This is a genomic window from Anaerococcus lactolyticus ATCC 51172, from assembly GCF_000156575.1.
GTDB lineage: Bacteria > Bacillota > Clostridia > Tissierellales > Peptoniphilaceae > Anaerococcus > Anaerococcus lactolyticus.
Window position 1 is genome coordinate 131,070 of the sequence record NZ_GG666044.1, and the last position, 19,513, is coordinate 150,582.

Genomic DNA, 19,513 nt, shown 5'->3' on the forward strand with positions numbered 1-19,513 from the left:
ATTAAAATATTTGTAAGCTTGGATCTTCTTGATATTTAATTATTAATATTTTTCCAAATTTTTAAATATTTTCCCAAACAACTTGACAAAAAATTACTTATGATGTAACATAATCGAAAGACGAAGAAGAGACGAGTAACTAAAGAAATAGATTTAAGAGAGTCCCTGTTGGTGCGATGGGATATCGAAAGCTTTGGCGAATAAAGACTCGGAGTCTTCTCGGGGATATTTGATCCGGGAACGAGTTTTGCACGTTATAGCAAAGGAGTATGATTGTACTTTCAGAGGTGTATTTTGTGAAAAATACATGAATTAAGGTGGTAACGCGATTTTCGCCCTTATTATCCAGCAATGGATAGTAAGGGCTTTTTTAATTCTACAATCAAATATATTTTAAGAAAGGAATATTATGAAAAGACTTGTTAATTTACTGCTTGCAATTATTCTCTTATTTCCAATAGGTAATACATACGCAAGTGAAGACGTACTTAGGGTTGGTATGGAGGTAAACTACGCTCCTTACAACTTCTCAGAGACAAATGATTCAAACGGAGGCGTGCCTGTAGCTAATTCACCAGGAGAGTTTGCCAACGGCTACGATGTAAGATTTGCAAAAAACATCGCTGATAAGCTCGGCAAAAAGCTAGAAATTTATAAAATTGAATGGGACGGACTTATACCTGCCCTAACCAGTGGCAAGATTGATGCCATCCTTGCAGGTATGAGCCCAACAGATGAAAGACGTGAGCAAATCGACTTTTCCCTTCCTTATTACAGGGCAAAGATGGTCGTAGTTGTACCAAAAAATTCTAAATATATAAATGCTAAGTCAATAAACGACTTTAAGGGAGCAAAGATTACAGGCCAGCTTGGTACCTTCCACGCAGATGTGGTTGACCAGATGGAGGACGTAGATAAACAAGAACCTATGGATTCCTTCCCAACTATGATTGCTGCAACAAACGCTGGCACCCTTGATGGTTATGTTTCTGAAGAAGCTGGTGCAGAATCTGCTATTTCTTCAAATCCAAACCTCACTTATATAAAATTTGACGATGCCCATAACTTTAAAACTTCTGATTCTGATACAACAATTGCAGTTGGTCTTGCCAAAGGTTCACCAATGACAGAAGAGATTAACAATTACCTAAAAGATCTTGACATAGACAAGGTCCAAGATGAAATCATGACTGAGATGGTAGCTATAACTACCAAGGATGAAGCGCCAAAATCTTTCATCACAGAAGTAAAAGATATTTGGAACAAATACTCCTCCCTCTTCCTAAAGGGTGTTGTTAATACCTTATTTATAGCCATTTTATCAACCATTTTAGGTTTTATAATCGGTCTACTTGTAGCTATTATTAGAAGAATAGATGTAAATAAGAAGACAAATCCAATCGGATTTTACTTCCACAAACTTGTAAATATCTTGCTTTCAGTTTATGTAGAAGTATTTAGGGGCACCCCAATGATGGTTCAATCCGTAATCATCTTCTACGGCTTAAAGCAATATTTCGACATCGACCTATCAACCATGTTTGCAGCGATTTTAATCGTTTCAATAAACACTGGTGCTTACCTTTCAGAGGTTGTCCGTGGTGGTATAAATGCGGTCGATAGTGGACAATTTGAAGCTTGTAAGGCAATTGGCCTTACCAACTGGCAGGCTATGACTGGTATCATCCTTCCACAAACTATTAAAACCATCCTTCCATCTCTTGGAAATGAGTTTGTTATTAATATCAAGGATACATCAGTTCTTAACGTAATCTCTGTTACAGAATTATTCTTCATGTCTAAGTCTATTGCAGGATCAACCTACCAATATTTCCCAACCTACCTAATCACAGCAGTAATTTACCTAGTTCTAACCTTTACTATTACTAGACTATTACTACTAATAGAAAGAAGATTTAATGATAGGGACTTTATCTTAGAATCATCAACAGGAGCGATAAATGTTAATACTCAAAGTAAATAATTTAGAAAAAAAATTCGGGGACAACCTAGTCCTAAAAGATATAAATATGGAAGTTGAAAAGGGCGAAGTAGTTACAATCATTGGCTCATCAGGTTCTGGTAAATCTACACTTCTTCGTTGCCTAAACCTCCTAGAGGAACCAACCAGTGGAGAAATCATCTATGAAGGCGACAACATCCTAGACCATTCCTTCGATAGGAGAAAATATAGGTCCAAGGTTGGCATGGTTTTCCAAAACTTTAACCTCTTTGCCAACAAAAACATCCTAGAAAATTGTATGGTTGGGCAAGAAAAAGTCCTTGGCAGATCCAAGGAAGAAGCCAAGGCTACTGCCATGAAATACTTGGAATCTGTAGGCATGGCCCAATATATAAATGCTAAACCAAGCCAAATATCAGGTGGTCAACAGCAAAGAGTTGCCATAGCCCGCGCCCTTTGCATGGACCCAGATGTCCTTTTATTCGACGAGCCAACAAGTGCTCTTGACCCAGAAACAGTCGGCGAAGTTCTTGACGTTATGACCTCTCTTGCCAAATCAGGCATGACCATGGTAGTTGTAACCCACGAGATGGATTTTGCAAGAGATGTATCTGATAGGGTACTTTTCATGGATAAGGGTATAATCTTAGAAAGCAGTTCTGCTAAAGATATGTTTGAAAACCCTAAACATGAAAGGATACAAGAATTCTTAAAGAGATTCTTAAACAACTAATGACTAATATTACAAATTTTAAAATAGGAAATTTTCTAAATCCAACCTATAAAAAAAATTTAATAAAAAAAATAAAAGTAGATAAGCTAGGAATTTTCCTTGCTTATCTACTTTTTGTTGAGATTTTTAGCTTTTTTATTAAGCTTGGAGGCTACTATGAATAACACCCTCATTCTCATGGTCCTAAACCTCATAGGCAAGCTCTTTTCTTTTTTCAGAGAAATGGTCTTTTCCTACTTTTATGGGACAGGTGCCATCACAGATGCCTTTAATACATCGACTACCGCAGCGACTTTGATTTTCTCTGTAATAACCTACGCCCTATCAAAGACTTATATCCCTACTTTTTCAAAAATAAGTAAGGAAAGGGGCGAAGCAGAGGGAGATGCCTTTACCAATAAGCTATTAAACTTCTCCCTATTTTTGTGCACTGTAATTATGATCTTAGGTCTTCTCTTTGCACTTTTTATAGTAAAGATGTTTGCCATTGGCTATGACGGAGAAAAGCTTAAAATCGCTTCACTTTTCATGAGAGCAGTGATTTTAACAATGTATCCAAATATTTACGCAGCTATCTTTTCATCATATTTACAAATCAAGGGCGATTTCATAACTCCAGCCTTTCCCCTACTTATCTTAAATATAATTTTGGGAATCACCGTTGCGTTTTCAAAGGGAAATATTTACATCATGGCAGGAGGAATTTTCCTAGCCTACTTCATCCAATTTGCAGTTTTCCCAAAAAGAATCAAGGAAACTGGTTTTAAGAGAAAAAGAGCCAAGGCAAAAATCGATGAAGACATCAGGACTTTGATCAAATTATCAATCCCTACCATCTTTTCCATGGCTGCAGTTTATATTTCAACAATAGTTGACCAGTCCTTTGCTTCTATTGTTGCCAATGACGGGGGTGTGTCAGTTATAAACTATTCTTTAAAAATTTTAAGAATAGTCTCATCAACCTTTATCGTGCCCTTCCAAATCACAGCCTATCCCCTTATAGGAAAACTCGCTGCTGAAGGCAAGTTTGATGAAGTGAAAAATATCACCTCAAAGACCTTGGTTAAGATTATGATATTGTTTATCCCATCTCTTGTAGGACTCATGGTTTTATCAAGGCCAATAATTTCCTTCGTCTATATGCGTGGAGCCTTTGGTTACGATGACATGGTGAGGACTGCTGATGTGCTTTTTTATTACACCATCTACCTCATAGGACCAGCTGTTGCGGACCTCTTGTACCTATCATTTTTCTCGGTACAAAATACTAAAATCCCAACTATCATCTCCTTTATACAACTTTGTGTAAACGTGTTTTTGGACTATGCCCTAAACGGAAAATACGGCCTAGTAGGTCTTGCCCTTGCCACAACTCTAAGTCAATTTGTTCTTGTAGGACTCGCCATAATCATGTATAGGAAATATTTTGGCAAATTAAACCACGCCTACATCATTAAAAATATTGGAAAAATTGCTATAGGGGGACTTGCCCTCGGATTTGTGACAAATTATACCTATAAGCTAAGGCCATCAAACTCCTGGCTTCTAGTTACAATCCTTTGTGGAGCCATAGTTTACCTAGCGATAATTTTCGCCCTAAAAGTAGACGGTGCGGATGAATTGAAAGAAAAGTTTTTAAAGAAAATAAAAAGATGAGAAATAATTATTAGAATAATGACAAACGCCTAGTACTTGATTAAATACTAGGCGTTTTGGTTTTAAATTTATTTTTGAATTTGGTTTTGAATTTGGTTTTGAATTTGGTTTTGAATTTGGTTTCTATAAAATATCCCGATGCAAACACAAAATCACCCGACAAAGGCGACTATGGAGACCTCTCGTCGCTTCGCTCACTCGAGGTGGGTGTCACCTGCCATGTCGAGCATCGCGAGACATCTCCATAGTTCTCTACATGAATGGTTCCGTCTATACATCGTTAACACCTTAATCAAAATTATTTCTAAAACAATATCCCGGTGCAAACACAACCCCCCCGACAAAGGCGACTATGGAGACCTCTTGTCGCTTCGCTCACTCGAGGTGGGTGTCACCTGCCATGTCGAGCATCGCGAGACATCTCCATAGTTCTCTACATGAAGGGTTCCGTCTATACATCGTTAACACCTTAATCAAAATCATTTCTAAAACAATATCCCGGTGCAAATACAAAATTCCCCAGAACAAAGGCGACTATGGAGACCTCTCGTCGCTTCGCTCACTCGTGGTGGGTGTCACCTGCCATGTCGAGCATCGCGAGACATCTCCATAGTTCTCTACATGAATGGTTCCGTCTATACATCGTTAACACCTATATCTGGCCCTATGCACTAAAACAAATCATAGTACAATTCCCTAAAGTACGGATTTTCTTTTTCTATTAGCGCATACTTTTTCAATCGACTATATTTTTTTATCTGTTTTTCCCTAGCCCTTGATTCATAGAAGTCTTCCCCACATTCATAGTAAACCAACTTTGTAATATTATATTTTGCTGTATGACTGTATGGATTTACATGGTTCTTATGCTCCCAAATTCTCTTTTTTAGATCATCAGTATGGCCTACATAAGTTCTGTCATTGCTTTTATTAAGCAAGATATATACGTAATACATAATATCCTCTTTTACTATATATAATCCCTATCCTTCATCAGCTCTAGGGTCACTAGGAAGGACTTATAGAGGCTTGATATTGGCAAAAATTCTTTGTTTGAGTGGAAGTTATGGGCTCCTGTGAAATAATTTGGGGTAAAAATCCCTACTGTAGATAAGAATGAGCCATCAGTGCCCCCACGCATAGGAATAATTTTTGGCTCTATTCCTAGTCTATCGAAAATTTCCCTTAGCCTTTCTACTGCAATTTTATTTCCTTCATCCATTGAGTCGGCTATATTGGCGTAAACATCTTTTATCTCAATTTCAATTTCAGCTTTTTTATACCTCTCTTTAATGATTTCAGTAATTTTATATAAATAATCCTTACTTGCTTCAAATTTTTCCCTGCTGTGATTTCTTATATTAAGTTCTAGGCTTAGATTCAAAACATCAGAATTTATATCAGTAACCCACACATAGCCTTCCCTATTTTCAGTGTTTTCTGGCATCTTTGCCCTATCAAGCATGGCTATAAAGTCATGAGCTATCATGATTGGATTTACTAAATTTCCCTTTGCTGACATTGGGTGGGCAGGTACGCCTTTTATTTTTAAAGTCCCACTTGCTGCGTTAAAAGTTTCATAAATTAGTTCTCCAAGCTCGCAACAATCTATAGTGTAGGCGTAATCTACCTTAAACTTGTCAAAATCAATCTTTCTTGAACCCCTAAGTCCAATTTCCTCATCTGGTACAAAGGCTATATATATTTCAGCGTGGTCTATATCTGGATTTTCTTTTAAAAACCAAAGAGCTGTCATGATATTTGCTATAGCCGCCTTGTTATCAGCTCCTAGGACTGACGACCCGTCTGTAAAAATTATGTCATCGCCGATATAAGAAAGGACTTCGGGATTATCCTTGGTAGAAAAAACCACATCTCTCCTTAAGTTTATATCCTTGCCATCATAAGCTTTAATAATTTGTGGGTGGATTTCATCTGAAAGACCGACATCCACAGTATCAAGATGAGCAACCCAACCAAGTTTTTTTGTTTTATCTCCTCTTTTAGGAAGTCTTGCCTGGACAACACCGTATTGGTTTATGCTAATATCTTCTAAATCAAGTTTTTTAAGATCAGCTGCGAGTGCCTTACCCAAGGCTAATTGTCCATCACTTGATGGCACTTGCAAATTTCTATCATTGGACTGGCTTGGAATTGCCACATATCTTAGGAAATATTCTACTAATTTTTCTTTAATTACCTTCTCATTCATAATCTTCCCCTATATCAAATTTCTTAGATAAAAAACCACAGCATGGCTGTGATTTTCTTCGTTTTATCTGTAATTTTATAGACCAATATCCAAACTTTGGACTTTTTTATCGTAGTCTATATAATAAAGTTTGCCCTTGTAAACCCTATATCCATAGGATTCTAGGTCTTTTTCTACGACATCTCCTGTCAGATAGTTTATTATATCCATTTTAAAGAGGTATTTGGTGTCGTCAAATTTTGTTGGCTCTTGGATTATTAGATTTTGTCCAATTAGGGTCATCCTCTTGTCATCATTAATTGTATATTTTTCACCCTTTATTTCGATTTCATTGCCCTTTGATTTGAATATTTCATAAATAGCTTTGTCTTTTTCAAAGTGTTTAGATGATAAAAAGAAGCTTGCCTCAGTATTTTCTTCTACAAGTTTTGCTTTCTGGTCGTAGCCTTTTTCTAAATCTAGTTTATAGAGATTAATCTTTTGATCATCTTTCATTTTTGTAAATAAAATTTCCTTATCACTTATACCCTGACCAAGCAAACTTTCGTTTGACTTTGTATGGGTCGCTTTGAAAACTTCTAGCTTGCCAGTTTTAAGGTCAACAACCCCAATACCAGATTTTTCTGATACAAAATCACTATTTTTCTTCATATCGTAGTTTTCGTAATACTGGTATCTTCCGTAGATTTTATCATCTATCATGGCTAATGGATAGAAGGTCTCGCCTTCCTTAAAATCATACATGAGTGTAAGGTCTTGACCGTTAATTTTCTTTATAGAAAATTTCTTGTCTATGGCTGAGCCTACCACAAAAATATTGTTTGAAAATGGAACATAGTCAATATAATAGCCGTTGTTATCATCATCTTTATCATCTAAAGCGCTGATAACTTTGCCATTTCTTACAGTTACTAAAGAATAATAGGAGAAGAAATAATCATCTGCTGTTAAGGCTTTCTTTTTCTCTTTTTCATCCTTACCAGACTTTGCCTTATCTTTCTTCTTTTTGGACTTCTCCTTTTTGGGTGTTTCTAAGTCTTCTTTCTCATCTTCTTTTGAATCTTCCTCATCTTTTTTGGGTGAAGATTCGACAGAGATTACGTCTTTTTTTATCTCATCTTCTGGATAGGTCCTATTTATATCTTCATCTTCATTTTCATTTTCGTCTTCATTTTCTTTTTGATCATCTTGCTTATCTTCTTCATCTGAAGCTTGATCATCTTCTGTGTTCACATCTAACTTAGCTTGATTTAAAGCATCCTTCACTCTTGGGTCATCTAAATCTTTCCCCTCACAAGCCACAAGCCCTAGGGCTAGCAAAGTTAAAATAAGTATTTTTTTCATTAGTCACTCCTTAAAGATTCTATAGCTGATAACTTTGTTGCTCGCTACTTTCCTTACCACTTCCAAAATGAACACCATCCAAAGACTTAATCAGAGCCTTCCCTACTTGTTGTTTTTATAATCAAGAATTTCTGTTAAGCTCTTCTTCCTCTCTCTTAAAATGTGGGTTTAAATTTTCCATATAGAGTTCATATTTTTCATGATCAACAACCACATCTAACTCGCCAATGCTTTCGAATACATTATCTTCGGTGAATTTTTTCTTGAAATTATATAAGCCATCGCTGCCGTCAGTTTCAAATATTCCACCCATGTCATAGTAGCTAATATTATGGTCGATACAATATTTGATTTCCTCAAAGTTAAGCTGGTAATTTTGACCCATACTCTTGTAATCATCATTAGACCCGCCATAAAGCGATGTTGCCCTATTGCCGTAGCATAAAAGAAGAGACGAACAAACTGGTTCTTCTTGGTAATAGCCGACAGATAGTCTAATTTCATCTTTGAAAAGCTCGTATAGAGTTTTAAAATATTCATAAGGTCTATGGCCAATTTTTGCCCTTACAGCTGTATCTTCGATTTGTTTATAGAGAATATCTATACCATCTTCTGCTAGGGTTTTTGTAATAATCCCATCCCTATAAGATTTTTTAAGATGTTTTCTAGTATTTTTACTAAAGCTAGATAGAATCTCTTCTTCGCTCCTACCATCTATATCTAATACCATGTTTAGCAAAGGTTGGCTGGACCTGGTCTTATCTCGTCTAAAATTAAGGCCATGTTCTTCAAAAGATTTTTCTAGACCCTCATCATGTGGCAAGTAAGGGTCTATCCTTAGTAAAAATCCGTCATTAGACCTAGCAAAGTCGCTTGCTTCTTCTATGAGTTTGCAGAAATCCTCAACATTTTTAGGGTCGCAAACTGGTCCCCTTGGCCCATAGAAAAAGTTTTTACCTACACTTTTATCCTTGATGTATATAACAGATAAGCCTGCTTTAATATCGCCTGCTTCTTCTATATAAAAATATACACTCTCCCAGCCACTTTTAAGCTCTGCCCATCTAATATCCTGTTGGAAATGACCATATGGAGAATTTTTAATAAAGTTATTATATTTTTTTAATAAATTTTTATTATCTTTATCTAATATCATTTGTATTCCATTCTAAATTCAGTGTTTGGTATATAGTCTAACACTTACCATTATTTTATCACATGCCCCATACCTTTACAATAGTTCTAATTTAATTATATCATGAAATTTATTAAATCTACATTTATTTATGTAAGTTTTGATAGAAAAAAGACCTGGTTTAACCAAGTCATTGTTAAAAATAAAATATTTCTTCCTTCCCATTCCTAAAATCCCAGAAGACTTCCCTATAATCACCTTCATAGATGCCGAGAATCTTATCCATGGACATGGATTTGGGTTGTATATTTTTAAATTCTTCATAATCCATCCAGAAGAGTCTGCCTTCCCTATTTTCCTCTACCAATTCTCCATCAAAATCAGTAGTTTCATAGATAAGACCTACATCTTTTCCTTCATCAGAAATCCATGTAATGATTCCGACTAACTTCGGATTTTTTATATCAAGGTTGGTTTCTTCCTTGGCCTCTCTTATAACAGAGTCTACAAAAGATTCCCCAAATTCAACCTTACCACCAGGAAAGGTAAGTCCTTCCCAACCGTATTTTTTTACCTTATCAAGAACTAAAACTTGACCGGTCTTTTTATTATAAATTTTTACCATATTCATTAAAACTGTTTTCATATCGCACTCCTTGTGAGATTATATAGCAAAAGAAAAAAGCCTGCAAGTATAACCCCACCCAACACATGGAAGTTGGGGTCAATAAGTCACAGGCTTTTTTATATTTATAGTCTTTCTAGACTAATTTTAATTTCCTTATCGTTAAGTTCGATTGGATTTACATCTAAGTTTGTTTGTTCTAACTTATCTGCAAGAGTTTCTTTTTTGATATCTTCTGCAAACTTATCAAGTGACTTAGCTAGGTCTGCGTCAGCGTCATAAGAAATATTTATCCTATCAGTTACCTCAAAACCAGAATCCTTTCTTAGGTTTTGGATTTTTGAGATAAATTCTCTAGCGTAACCCTCATCTTTTAGGTCTTCGGTGATTTCTGTATCAAGGATAACAAAGACATTGCCGTCAATTTCTACATCGAAACCTTCCTTGGCTGTTATTCTTATATCTAGGTAATCTTTGCTAACTTCAAATTCTTCCCCACCGATTTCTACCTTAACAGGGCCTTCATTTACCTGGTCTATAAAGGTCTTAGCATCTGTATTGGCAAGGTATTTAGCAAAATCATTTACCTTTGATTGGAAAATTCTACCTACAACTCTGAAGTCTGGTTTTAGGAAATAATCCATGAAAGCTGAAAGATCATCTTCGAAATCAACTTCCTTAACATTTAATTCTTCCTTAATCAAACCAAGAAGATTTTCAAGTCTTTCCTTATAAGATCCATCTACAATTATCTTTGAAAGTGGTTGACGTACCTTGATTGATTCCTTTTCTCTAGAAGCACGACCAAGGTTTACAATCTTTCTTACAAGGTCCATATCAGCCTCTAACTTGGTATCTATTAGGCTTTCATCTACTTGTGGTAAGATTTCTGTGTGAACAGTCTTTCCTCCAGTTAATTTTTGGTAGATTTCTTCTGCCAAGAATGGTGTAATTGGCGCAATTAACTTAGATAGGCTTAGCAAAACATCATAGGTTGTCTTATAAACGCTCTTCTTAGAATCTGTTAATTCTTGAGACCAAAATCTCTTTCTATTACGTCTGATATACCAGTTTGAAAGATCTTCAACTACAAAGTCAGAAATTTCGTGAACTACCTTGTTATATTCAAAGTTTTCCATTTCTTCATAATAAGACTTGATTAGGGAATTTAATCTAGAATATAACCAGCGGTCAATTCCGTCTACTTTTACCCCCTCAAAAGATTTGATATCAGCCAAAGTGAGCCCATCTGTGCCTGCATAGAGGCTAAAGAAGTTATAGACATTTTCAAAAGTCCTAAAGAAGTTGTTTTTAACTTCAACAAGGCCTTTTTCGTCAAACTTAGTTTGCATCCAAGCTGGAGAAACATAGAGAGAATAAAATCTCACTGCATCTGCCCCATACTTATCAAAAAGTGCAAAAGGATCAAGGGTGTTGCCTCTTGATTTTGACATCTTTTGACCATTTTTGTCTACTACTAAGTCATTTACAAGGACATTTTTATATGGCGCCCTACCCATGGTAATGGTTGAAATTGCCATTAATGAATAGAACCAACCCCTAGTTTGGTCGATACCTTCGCAGATAAAGTCTGCTGGGTAATAGCCTTTTTCAAAAAGCTCTTTATTTTCAAATGGATAATGTAGTTGGGCAAAAGGCATAGCTCCAGAGTCAAACCAAACGTCTAATACGTCTGGCACCCTAGTCATAGTGCCACCACACTTGTCACACTTGATGTGGACATTGTCTACATATGGTCTATGAAGTTCAATATCTTCTGAAATATCTTCGATTGCACGCTCTTTAAGTTCAGCACGACTTGCAACTGTGTCTGTATGGCCACACTCGCATCTCCAGATATTTAGGGGTGTTCCCCAATATCTTGACCTTGAAATTGCCCAGTCTTTTACATTTTCTAGCCAGTTTCCAAATCTCTTATCACCGATAGTTTGTGGGAACCAGTTTACAGTCTGGTTATTTTCTACCATCTTGCCTGAGAACTTGCTCATTTCGATGTACCAAGATGGTCTTGCATAATAAATCAAAGGTGTATGGCATCTCCAGCAGTGTGGATAGTTGTGTTCCATTGTTTCCTTGGCAAAAACTTTTCCTTCTTCTTGTAAATGTCTCCAGATTTTTTCATTTGTATCAAAAACAAATTCACCCTTCCAAGGAGTTTCTGTAAACCTACCTTCAAGGTCAACTGGTTGGATAAAGTCTAGATCGTATTTTCTGCAGGCTTGGTAGTCATCCTCACCAAAGGCTGGTGCGATGTGAACTATACCTGTACCGTCTTCTGCTGATACATAATCAGCAAGGATAACCTTAAAGGCCTTGCCTGGTTGAGTCTTAACATATGGCATCAATTGCTCATATTCCAAAAGCTCTAGGTCTGTTCCCTTCATTTCTTCTACTACTTCATAGTCTCTCTTATCCATGAGTTTTGCCATCAAAGATTTTGCCATGTAATAATAACAATCATCTTCCTTGTCAAAGACTTTTACATAGTCAAGGTCAGGATTAACAGCAAGGGCAAGGTTTGATGGAAGAGTCCATGGTGTAGTTGTCCAAGCTAGGAAATATTCATTACTAGCTCCCTTTTTCTTAAACCTAACTGTAAGGGTGAGGGTCTTTTCAAATTCATAACCCTGGGCAACTTCGTGGCTGGCAAGTCCTGTACCACATCTTGGGCAGTATGGCATTACCTTAGCACCCTCATAAATATAACCCTTCTTGAAGGCTTGATCTAAAAGCCACCACTCAGTTTCTATGTAATTATTATCCATAGTTACATATGGGTGGTCCATATCATAAAGGAAAGCCATCCTGTCTGACATATCTCTCCACATATCAGAATATTTCCAAACAGATTCCTTACATAGGTGGTTGAATTTTTCTATACCATATTGTTCAATATCGTTTTTATCGTGGAAACCTAGCTGCTTTTCAACTTCGATTTCAACTGGCAAACCGTGGGTGTCCCAACCAGCTTTTTTTAAAACCTTGTAGCCTTTCATGTTTTTGTAACGGCTGGTCATATCTTTTAGGGTCCTTGCTATAACGTGGTGGATACCTGGCTTGCCGTTAGCTGTTGGAGGTCCATCGTATATTACGTATTCATCCGCATTTTCACGTGTCTTGAAGGTTTCTCCTAAAAGGTCAATTTCATTCCAATAATCTTTTAGTTTCGCTTCCCTAGATTTAACATCTTTGGAATTGACTTCTTCAAATTTTAAGTCGCACATAATTTTTCCTTTCTAATAAAAAAGGACCGTCCATACAGACGGTCCACTTATTTCCTAGTTTGCTCTTAAGGCTTGGCATTCCTGCTAGGCTAATTGATTCACCCAGCAAACAATAAAGATGATTTTCATTTATATCAACCTAGCATTCTCACCAACCATGCCTCTCTGAAAGTTTTTTATAAATTACTCTTCTTTATATAGTCATTATTCTTACTCTAATGTACTGTTTTACCCGATTTTTGTCAAATATGTCTTATAATCTTAAATTTTTCTAGGGTATAGATATTAAAGTCATCTACATTTGCCAAGTCCTTGGCATCTTCGAACATCTGGTAGTCTGTTTCGTACTCTTCCCTAAAAACAATCACAGGATTGTTGGCGTAGGAAAGAAGGAGTCCAGAATAAACTCCAAAATCTTCGATGTTTTCGATTTGCTCTACCTTATTTATCTCCAAAACTTGAATATAAATATCATCTAAGTCTGATAGCTTAAGGGCAAAGGCATTATCAAAAACTCCTAAATTTACCACTTCGTGGATAATATCTAGGGCGATGTTGGCCCTGGTTGGGTAAATTGAACCTGACCTTTCGTGCCTGTCACCCTTGCTAATTTGTATCAAAACTCCGTTGTGGTTATCCTTAAATTCCTCGTCGTACTCATCAAGGTATTTGCCTGTTTCAAGGTAATATCTCAATGAGTCGTAGGCTAAATCTACAAACTTATCCTTAAGCATCTAAAAGTCCCTCTATATCTTTCGCAATATTGGCTGGTTTTTTCATTGAATCGTATCTTTTGACAGGCACTCCGTCCTTACCTATCAAAAATTTTGTGAAATTCCACCTAATTTTTTTAGAGATTTTACCAGAAATTTGATCTTTTAGATAAGTGTAAAGTGGGGCTTCATTTTCTCCATTTACTTCTATTTTATCAAAACGATCAAAGCTTGTTCCGAAGTTTAATTCACAGAAATTGTTAATTTCTTCGATTGTGCCAGGTGCTTGGCCTGCAAATTGGTTGCAAGGAAAATCTAGGATTTCAAAACCCCTATCCTTGTATTTTTTATAAAGTTCTTCTAAACCATCATATTGCTTGGTAAAACCACATTTGGTCGCAGTATTTACTATTAATAAGACCTTGCCCGCATATTTGTCTAGGCTAACGTCTTCGCCCTTATCATTTTTAACTGTAAAATCATAAATTGTTGTCATAATAACTCCTCACCTTATATAAGCATTATACAGCTTTTTTGATGAAATTCAGTTTATATATTTTATAATAAAAAACCCAGGTTAAAGCCTGGGCTAGTTTTAATAATCAAAGACTGGTACTGATGAACCTTTTGTTTTTTCTTTAATTATTTTTGCAGTTTCTGCTGTTTGGTAATAATTTTCTACCAAGTCTTTTAAGGTAGCGCTGTTGGCATTTTCCTTTAGGCAAGCTACTATATTTACATAAATTGCCTTGGCTGGATCCTTATAATCTTCAAGGAAGATAGCATCTCTAGTTGGGATAAAACCAGCATCTACTGCCATTCCTGAGTTTATAACTGCTATATCAGAATCATCCAAACTCCTTGCTGTTTGGGCTGCTGATAATTCTATAATTTCCAATTTTTTTGGATTTTCTTTTATATCAGCAGGAGTTATAGCATCTCCCTCCTTGCCATTTACTTTAATTAAACCAGCAGATTGGAGAAGGAATAGGGCCCTAGCTCCGTTTGATGGGTCATCAGGAATAGTAACCTTGGCTCCATCTTTGAGGTCTTTTATATCTTTAATTTTTGATGAATAAATACCAAGTGGTGCTATGGCTGTATCGCCTATAGAAACTATATCAGAACCAGATGCTTGGTTAAAATCTTCTAAGAATTTTTTGTGTTGGAAGGCATTTATGTCAATATCTCCAGCAATCAGGGCCTCGTTAGGTTCTCTGTACTCAGAAAATTTAACTATTTCTAATTTTTTACCTGTTGCCTTTTCAAATCTTTTGGCAGCATCTTCCCAATCTTCGTTGTTTTCGCCAATAAGTCCAAGCTTTATTACATCCTTATCCTTAAACTTATCTTCGCTAGCTGCTTCTGTCTTAGTTTGTTCAGGCGCTTTTTCAGCCTTTGCTTCTTGGTTTTTTGCTCCACAAGCTGTAAAACTTGCTAATGCAAGTATAGCTATTAAAATTTTGCTGATTTTTTTCATATTTATTCCTTATCCTTTTCTTTTTTTCTAACTTATTCTTTTCTTATTAACTTATTCTTTTCTTATTAACTTATTCTTTTCTTATTCTTTTCTTTTTTAATCCTATGTAAAACTCAATTTGAGTTCTAGCTAGAATTACCCAACCTCGCCTTTTCTAAACAAGGATGGGCAATTAATCCCAAATCGCTTCGCTAATTTGCAAGTCGGTATCTTGTTTATTATAAAATATCAAAGTTTTGTTCTTTTCTTTTCTATAACACCACTGCGAAATCCCCATACAAGGGGATTTCTCGTTCATATAAAGCCAGCCTTGTTTTTTCTAAACAAGTCTGGGAATAAATCGCAAAGCGCTGCGCTACTTTGCGACCCACCAGGGCGGGTTACCAAGCAGGTATCCATGCTCCCTTGGTTATTCTTTCAAAGTCAGCCTTTGTTTCATCTGTTTGATAATATTTTACAAACTCTTTGTAGGCTTCGTTGTTTTCGTCTTCTTTTCTTGCTGCTATTAGGTTGATGTATTGTTTTACTGAGTCACTCTTTGGATTTTCTACGTAGATTCCTTCGTTTTTGTCTAGGCCTGCGTCTAGGGCGAAGGTGTCGTTTACTACTGCGCAGTCTACGTCATCTAGACTTCTTGCTGTTTGAGATGCGTCCATTTCTACAATATCAAGCTTTTTAGGATTTTCTTTTATCTTATCTACTCCAATTGTATCTCCAGGTTCGCCTTCAACTTTAATTAGGCCTGCATCTTGAAGTAGGAATAGGGCTCTAGATCCGTTTGATGGGTCGTTTGGTATAGCTATTTTTGCCCCTTCTTTTATGTCTTCAAGTTTTTTAACCTTATGAGAATATAGGGTTATTGGTGCAAGCATGGTATCTCCTATAGATACAAGGTCGCTTCCCTTATCTTCATTAAATTCTTTTAGGAATTTATAGTGTTGGTAGGCATTTAAGTCTATATCTCCAGCAAGGAGAGCTTCATTTGGTTGAGCATAGTCTGAGAATTTTACTAATTCAACAGTATTGCCTGTTCCCTTTTCATATCTTTTGATAACTTCTTCTAATACTTCGTTGTATTCACCAACAACACCTATTTTTATATGGACTGGGTCAGTTGATTTTGCTGTTTCTCCTGTGTCCTTGCTTTCTGTCTTGGCTTCTTCTTTGTGAGCTTCTTCCTTCTTTTCCGCTCCGCTTCCACAAGCTGTTAAAGTCACTATCAAGCCTAGTGCTAGGGCTATTTTGCTAGTTAATTTCATTTTATTCTCCTTTTTATTTAGCAACATTCCAACAAATTTATATGAAATCTCTCTCAAGATGATTTCCTTAATGACTTGTCTTTCTAATTAAGTAATTAGCTATACCTTGGATAAGGTAAACTACAATTAAAATTAGTATAACTGATACTATTACGACATCGTCTTTGTACCTTTGGTAGCCAACGGCTATAGCTAGATCGCCTATACCACCAGCTCCAACAGTACCAGCCATAGCAGTAAGGCCCAAGAGTGAAATTAGGGTGATAGATGAAACCCTGATTAAACTTGGAAGTCCTTCTCTAAGGTAAACTCTTGTAATAATTTCTACAGGGCTAAGTCCCATAGCTTCTGCGGCTTCAACCTTTCCACTATTAACATCTGCAAGAGCTTGTTCAACCTGTCTTGCAAAAAATGGAACTGCAGAAAATGTTAAAGGCACAATAGCTGCTGTAGCTCCTATCCTTGTTCCTATTATAGCTTTGGTAAAGGGAGCTATAAGGGCTAATAAGATTACAAAGGGGATGGCCCTAAAGAGGTTGGTTAATTTGTCTAAGATACTGTAAATTATCCTATTTTCTAAAATCCTATCCTTATCCGTAACTACCATTATTACGCCCAAGATTAGTCCCAGTATGCCTGCAAAAATAGCAGATATAACTAACATATATAGAGTTACTTTAAAATCACTTATAATCCTGTCTTTTATTGATAGGGAATAACTAAAAAATCCCATCCTTACCTCCTAATATTTCTAAGTTTGTACCCTTATCCTTTAGATAAGTGCTTACTTCTACCAACTTATCGTCATCGCCCTTAAAGCTTACGATTAAGTTGCCGACTGCTGTTCCGTTGATAAATTCTATATTACCTGCTAGGATATTTGTCCTAACTCCAAATTTTTCGAATAATTCATTGATAATTGGTTCTGTGGTTGCTTGGCCCAAATATGATAATTTAGCAAGGATTTCATCATCCTTAAGGATGCCTATATTGGATTTAACTTCATCTATAGTTTCTGAAATATTGGTAGAAGTTTCCACAAATTCCTTGGTGAGTTTGTTTTTTGGATCTGAGAATATATCCAAAGTTGAACCACATTCTATGACCTTGCCATCTTGCATTACTGCACATTTGTTGCAAAGGTCTTTTACCACGTCCATCTGGTGGGTGATTATTACTACAGTTAACCTTAGCTTGTCGTTTAAGTCCTTAAGCAATTTTAATATTTGCTTGGTTGTCTTTGGGTCTAGGGCACTTGTAGCCTCATCACAAAGTAGGATTTCTGGATCAGAAGCCAAAGCCCTTGCTATGGCACATCTTTGTTGCTGGCCACCTGATAATTCACTTGGATAAGCATTAGCCTTATCCTTGATTCCTACTGTTTCTAAGAGGTCTAAGGCCTTTTTTCTTTTTTCTTCCTTACTCAAAGACTTATCTTTTTTTATTGGAAATATTACATTATCTATAACTGTAAGATTGTTTAGAAGGTTGAAATGTTGGAAAATCATGCCAATCTTTTTTCTTCTTGCCCTTAAGTCCTTATTTGATAAGTCTAGGAGGTTTTCTCCGTTAATTAGGACTTGGCCCTTACTTGGTCTTTGGAGGAGGTTTATGGTCCTAACAAGAGTTGACTTGCCAGCTCCCGAAAAACCTACAATCCCAAAGGTGTCTTGCTCTTTAATTGTCAAACTAACATCATCTACTGCTTTGAATCCATCAAAGTCAACTGTTATATTTTTTAATTCTATCATTTATCGCTCTCTTTCAAAAAATCTATAGCAAACTTAATTGCAAGACCTAGTGCATAGTCAATCGCCCTTTCATCTAGGTCAAATTTTGCTGTATGAAGGTCGCTTGCCTTTCCCTCCGCTTCATTTCTAGTACCGAAATTTACGAAAATTGTGGGGCAAAGCTTGGAATAACCATAAAATGATTCTGAAATCCAAAGCTTAGGACTTGCTATTAAAGCATCTTCATACAAGCTTTTAAGACTTTCCTTAACTTTCTTCGCCAAGTTTTCATCATTGATAACTGGTTCTGCCACAATTTTGCTATAGTCGTTAAAGACTACAGAACAACCGTGGGCTTTTGCAGTTAGGTCTGCAATGTTTTTTAAAAGCTCAAGGGCCTTTTTGCCTTCATCTAGGTCGAAAAACCTTAAAGTTCCTTTAACATTTGCCCTATCGCAAATCACATTGGCAGCAGAGCCTCCATTGATAGCTCCAATTCCCAAACTCACAGGCTTTTCCAAATCCAACTGGTTATTCCAAGCTGAATTTAGGCCCGTAATAATGTGGGCTGTTGCTATTAGAGGATTGACTGCCTTGTCAGGTCTTGAACCATGACCACCCTTTCCTATTACATCAAAGTCAACCCCAGCACAACCCGCATAGGCAGGACCTTCTACGATGGAAAATTTCCCAACATCTAGGGCTGGGCTTTGGTGGTTGCCGTAAACTGCGTCAAGGCCCTTATCTTTTAAATGCTCTAGCATTGCATCAATGCCTGCTCCAGTTTCCTCAGCTTCTTCAAAGATAAGATAAAGTTTACCACTTATTTCATCTGCCAAGTCTTTGAGGATTTTCCCTGCAATCACTGCCACAGTCATATGGCTATCATGACCACAAGCGTGAGATACGCCAGGATTTTTGGATACAACCAGCTTTTTCTCTTTGAGATTGTAGGGGTCTTCTTGGATGGCAAGACCATCTAAGTCGGTTCTGATTCCAAGAGTCTTGCCAGGCCTACCTGTATCAAATAAGGCTGTGAAACCAGTTGAACCCGGCACATCTTCCACAACAAAGCCCAACTCTTCGCACCTTTTTTTAAGGTACTTGCTTGTTTCAAACTCCTTGCTTGACACTTCTGGGTTTTCGTGGAGGTATCTGCGAGTTTTTATTATATCTTCTTTATTTAATTTTATTGCTTGATTTATTTTGTCTCCTAAGGTCATTGTTGCTCCTTTTTCGTAAAAAAATAACGTCCCATATTCCACATAGGAATATAAGGACGTTTAAATCGCGTTACCACCTTATTTTATGCTTGGTCACCCAAACATACACTCATCAAGTACAAACATACTCTAATTCTATAACGGGAATTCCCGTACGGATCTCATATCGACCCATCCCATCCAAGGCCATCTTCA

General features: G+C 36.6%; 17 protein-coding genes and 2 other annotated features (1 of these 19 running past the window's edge). Of the genes, 4 read left to right on the forward strand and 13 right to left on the reverse strand.

The genetic code is table 11. The annotated features are described in order from the left end of the window. The first annotated feature begins 114 nt into the window (after window positions 1–114). Window positions 115–343 (forward strand) — a binding site (T-box leader). Between the two features lie 66 nt (window positions 344–409). Genes HMPREF0072_RS00550 through murJ form a run of 4 tightly spaced genes read left to right on the forward strand, consistent with a single transcriptional unit; the run spans window position 410 to window position 4,352 of the window. Next, on the forward strand, window positions 410–1,984 hold the full coding sequence (locus HMPREF0072_RS00550) for an ABC transporter substrate-binding protein/permease (RefSeq protein WP_004826721.1): 1,575 nt from the start codon (window positions 410–412) through the stop codon (window positions 1,982–1,984). Next, window positions 1,962–2,696 (forward strand): amino acid ABC transporter ATP-binding protein, encoded by a 735-nt coding sequence (locus HMPREF0072_RS00555; protein ID WP_004826723.1) that lies wholly within the window; start codon window positions 1,962–1,964, stop codon window positions 2,694–2,696. The genes HMPREF0072_RS00550 and HMPREF0072_RS00555 overlap by 23 nt, the downstream gene beginning before the upstream one ends. Beyond that, complete coding sequence (locus HMPREF0072_RS11920) at window positions 2,696–2,860, forward strand: hypothetical protein (RefSeq protein ID WP_004826726.1); 165 nt, start codon at window positions 2,696–2,698, stop codon at window positions 2,858–2,860. Before HMPREF0072_RS00555 ends, HMPREF0072_RS11920 begins: the two co-directional genes overlap by 1 nt. Beyond that, the gene (murJ, locus tag HMPREF0072_RS00560; protein WP_004826729.1) at window positions 2,853–4,352 is read left to right on the forward strand and encodes a murein biosynthesis integral membrane protein MurJ; all 1,500 of its coding nucleotides are present in this window, start codon (window positions 2,853–2,855) and stop codon (window positions 4,350–4,352) included. The genes HMPREF0072_RS11920 and murJ overlap by 8 nt, the downstream gene beginning before the upstream one ends. Window positions 4,353–5,023: 671 nt before the next feature. On the opposite strand, the gene HMPREF0072_RS00565 is transcribed toward murJ, so the two are convergent. The 13 genes from HMPREF0072_RS00565 to HMPREF0072_RS00625 form a co-directional block, all read right to left on the reverse strand. After that, a complete protein-coding gene (locus HMPREF0072_RS00565) occupies window positions 5,024–5,308 on the reverse strand; it encodes a GIY-YIG nuclease family protein (protein WP_004826730.1) in 285 nt (94 codons plus the stop codon). Between the two features lie 14 nt (window positions 5,309–5,322). Beyond that, complete coding sequence (gene pepT, locus HMPREF0072_RS00570; protein ID WP_004826733.1) at window positions 5,323–6,564, reverse strand: peptidase T; 1,242 nt, start codon at window positions 6,562–6,564, stop codon at window positions 5,323–5,325. Window positions 6,565–6,639: 75 nt separating this feature from the next. Further along, the gene (locus HMPREF0072_RS00575) at window positions 6,640–7,908 is read right to left on the reverse strand and encodes a hypothetical protein (protein ID WP_004826734.1); all 1,269 of its coding nucleotides are present in this window, start codon (window positions 7,906–7,908) and stop codon (window positions 6,640–6,642) included. A gap of 121 nt (window positions 7,909–8,029) precedes the next feature. Beyond that, a complete protein-coding gene (locus HMPREF0072_RS00580) occupies window positions 8,030–9,064 on the reverse strand; it encodes a lipid II:glycine glycyltransferase FemX (RefSeq protein WP_004826736.1) in 1,035 nt (344 codons plus the stop codon). A 175-nt stretch (window positions 9,065–9,239) separates the two neighbouring features. After that, the gene (locus tag HMPREF0072_RS00585) at window positions 9,240–9,689 is read right to left on the reverse strand and encodes an 8-oxo-dGTP diphosphatase (protein ID WP_004826738.1); all 450 of its coding nucleotides are present in this window, start codon (window positions 9,687–9,689) and stop codon (window positions 9,240–9,242) included. Between the two features lie 104 nt (window positions 9,690–9,793). Then, window positions 9,794–12,913: an isoleucine--tRNA ligase gene (ileS, locus tag HMPREF0072_RS00590; protein WP_004826739.1), complete on the reverse strand. Its 3,120-nt coding sequence runs from the start codon at window positions 12,911–12,913 to the stop codon at window positions 9,794–9,796. A 242-nt stretch (window positions 12,914–13,155) separates the two neighbouring features. Beyond that, the gene (locus tag HMPREF0072_RS00595) at window positions 13,156–13,647 is read right to left on the reverse strand and encodes a hypothetical protein (RefSeq protein WP_004826740.1); all 492 of its coding nucleotides are present in this window, start codon (window positions 13,645–13,647) and stop codon (window positions 13,156–13,158) included. Next, a complete protein-coding gene (locus HMPREF0072_RS00600) occupies window positions 13,640–14,122 on the reverse strand; it encodes a glutathione peroxidase (RefSeq protein WP_004826741.1) in 483 nt (160 codons plus the stop codon). The genes HMPREF0072_RS00595 and HMPREF0072_RS00600 overlap by 8 nt, the downstream gene beginning before the upstream one ends. A gap of 99 nt (window positions 14,123–14,221) precedes the next feature. Then, window positions 14,222–15,106: a MetQ/NlpA family ABC transporter substrate-binding protein gene (locus HMPREF0072_RS00605; RefSeq protein ID WP_004826742.1), complete on the reverse strand. Its 885-nt coding sequence runs from the start codon at window positions 15,104–15,106 to the stop codon at window positions 14,222–14,224. A gap of 380 nt (window positions 15,107–15,486) precedes the next feature. Next, window positions 15,487–16,365, reverse strand: a complete 879-nt coding sequence (locus HMPREF0072_RS00610; RefSeq protein WP_039930911.1) for a MetQ/NlpA family ABC transporter substrate-binding protein — start codon at window positions 16,363–16,365, stop codon at window positions 15,487–15,489. Between the two features lie 67 nt (window positions 16,366–16,432). Then, entirely contained in the window at window positions 16,433–17,098 is a 666-nt protein-coding gene (locus HMPREF0072_RS00615) for a methionine ABC transporter permease (RefSeq protein ID WP_004826744.1), read from the reverse strand. Continuing rightward, complete coding sequence (locus HMPREF0072_RS00620; protein WP_004826745.1) at window positions 17,085–18,116, reverse strand: methionine ABC transporter ATP-binding protein; 1,032 nt, start codon at window positions 18,114–18,116, stop codon at window positions 17,085–17,087. The genes HMPREF0072_RS00615 and HMPREF0072_RS00620 overlap by 14 nt, the downstream gene beginning before the upstream one ends. Beyond that, on the reverse strand, window positions 18,113–19,318 hold the full coding sequence (locus HMPREF0072_RS00625; RefSeq protein WP_039930912.1) for a M20 metallopeptidase family protein: 1,206 nt from the start codon (window positions 19,316–19,318) through the stop codon (window positions 18,113–18,115). Before HMPREF0072_RS00625 ends, HMPREF0072_RS00620 begins: the two co-directional genes overlap by 4 nt. A gap of 49 nt (window positions 19,319–19,367) precedes the next feature. Next, window positions 19,368–19,513 (reverse strand) — a binding site (T-box leader); it runs 85 nt beyond the window's last position.

Coding starts and splice junctions, on each gene's coding strand:
- HMPREF0072_RS00550 (WP_004826721.1), top strand. CDS start 410: ATGAAAAGACTTGTTAATTTACTGCTTGCAATTATTCTCTTATTTCCA.
- HMPREF0072_RS00555 (WP_004826723.1), top strand. CDS start 1,962: ATGTTAATACTCAAAGTAAATAATTTAGAAAAAAAATTCGGGGACAAC.
- HMPREF0072_RS11920 (WP_004826726.1), top strand. CDS start 2,696: ATGACTAATATTACAAATTTTAAAATAGGAAATTTTCTAAATCCAACC.
- murJ (WP_004826729.1), top strand. CDS start 2,853: ATGAATAACACCCTCATTCTCATGGTCCTAAACCTCATAGGCAAGCTC.
- HMPREF0072_RS00565 (WP_004826730.1), bottom strand. CDS start 5,308: ATGTATTACGTATATATCTTGCTTAATAAAAGCAATGACAGAACTTAT.
- pepT (WP_004826733.1), bottom strand. CDS start 6,564: ATGAATGAGAAGGTAATTAAAGAAAAATTAGTAGAATATTTCCTAAGA.
- HMPREF0072_RS00575 (WP_004826734.1), bottom strand. CDS start 7,908: ATGAAAAAAATACTTATTTTAACTTTGCTAGCCCTAGGGCTTGTGGCT.
- HMPREF0072_RS00580 (WP_004826736.1), bottom strand. CDS start 9,064: ATGATATTAGATAAAGATAATAAAAATTTATTAAAAAAATATAATAAC.
- HMPREF0072_RS00585 (WP_004826738.1), bottom strand. CDS start 9,689: ATGAAAACAGTTTTAATGAATATGGTAAAAATTTATAATAAAAAGACC.
- ileS (WP_004826739.1), bottom strand. CDS start 12,913: ATGTGCGACTTAAAATTTGAAGAAGTCAATTCCAAAGATGTTAAATCT.
- HMPREF0072_RS00595 (WP_004826740.1), bottom strand. CDS start 13,647: ATGCTTAAGGATAAGTTTGTAGATTTAGCCTACGACTCATTGAGATAT.
- HMPREF0072_RS00600 (WP_004826741.1), bottom strand. CDS start 14,122: ATGACAACAATTTATGATTTTACAGTTAAAAATGATAAGGGCGAAGAC.
- HMPREF0072_RS00605 (WP_004826742.1), bottom strand. CDS start 15,106: ATGAAAAAAATCAGCAAAATTTTAATAGCTATACTTGCATTAGCAAGT.
- HMPREF0072_RS00610 (WP_039930911.1), bottom strand. CDS start 16,365: ATGAAATTAACTAGCAAAATAGCCCTAGCACTAGGCTTGATAGTGACT.
- HMPREF0072_RS00615 (WP_004826744.1), bottom strand. CDS start 17,098: ATGGGATTTTTTAGTTATTCCCTATCAATAAAAGACAGGATTATAAGT.
- HMPREF0072_RS00620 (WP_004826745.1), bottom strand. CDS start 18,116: ATGATAGAATTAAAAAATATAACAGTTGACTTTGATGGATTCAAAGCA.
- HMPREF0072_RS00625 (WP_039930912.1), bottom strand. CDS start 19,318: ATGACCTTAGGAGACAAAATAAATCAAGCAATAAAATTAAATAAAGAA.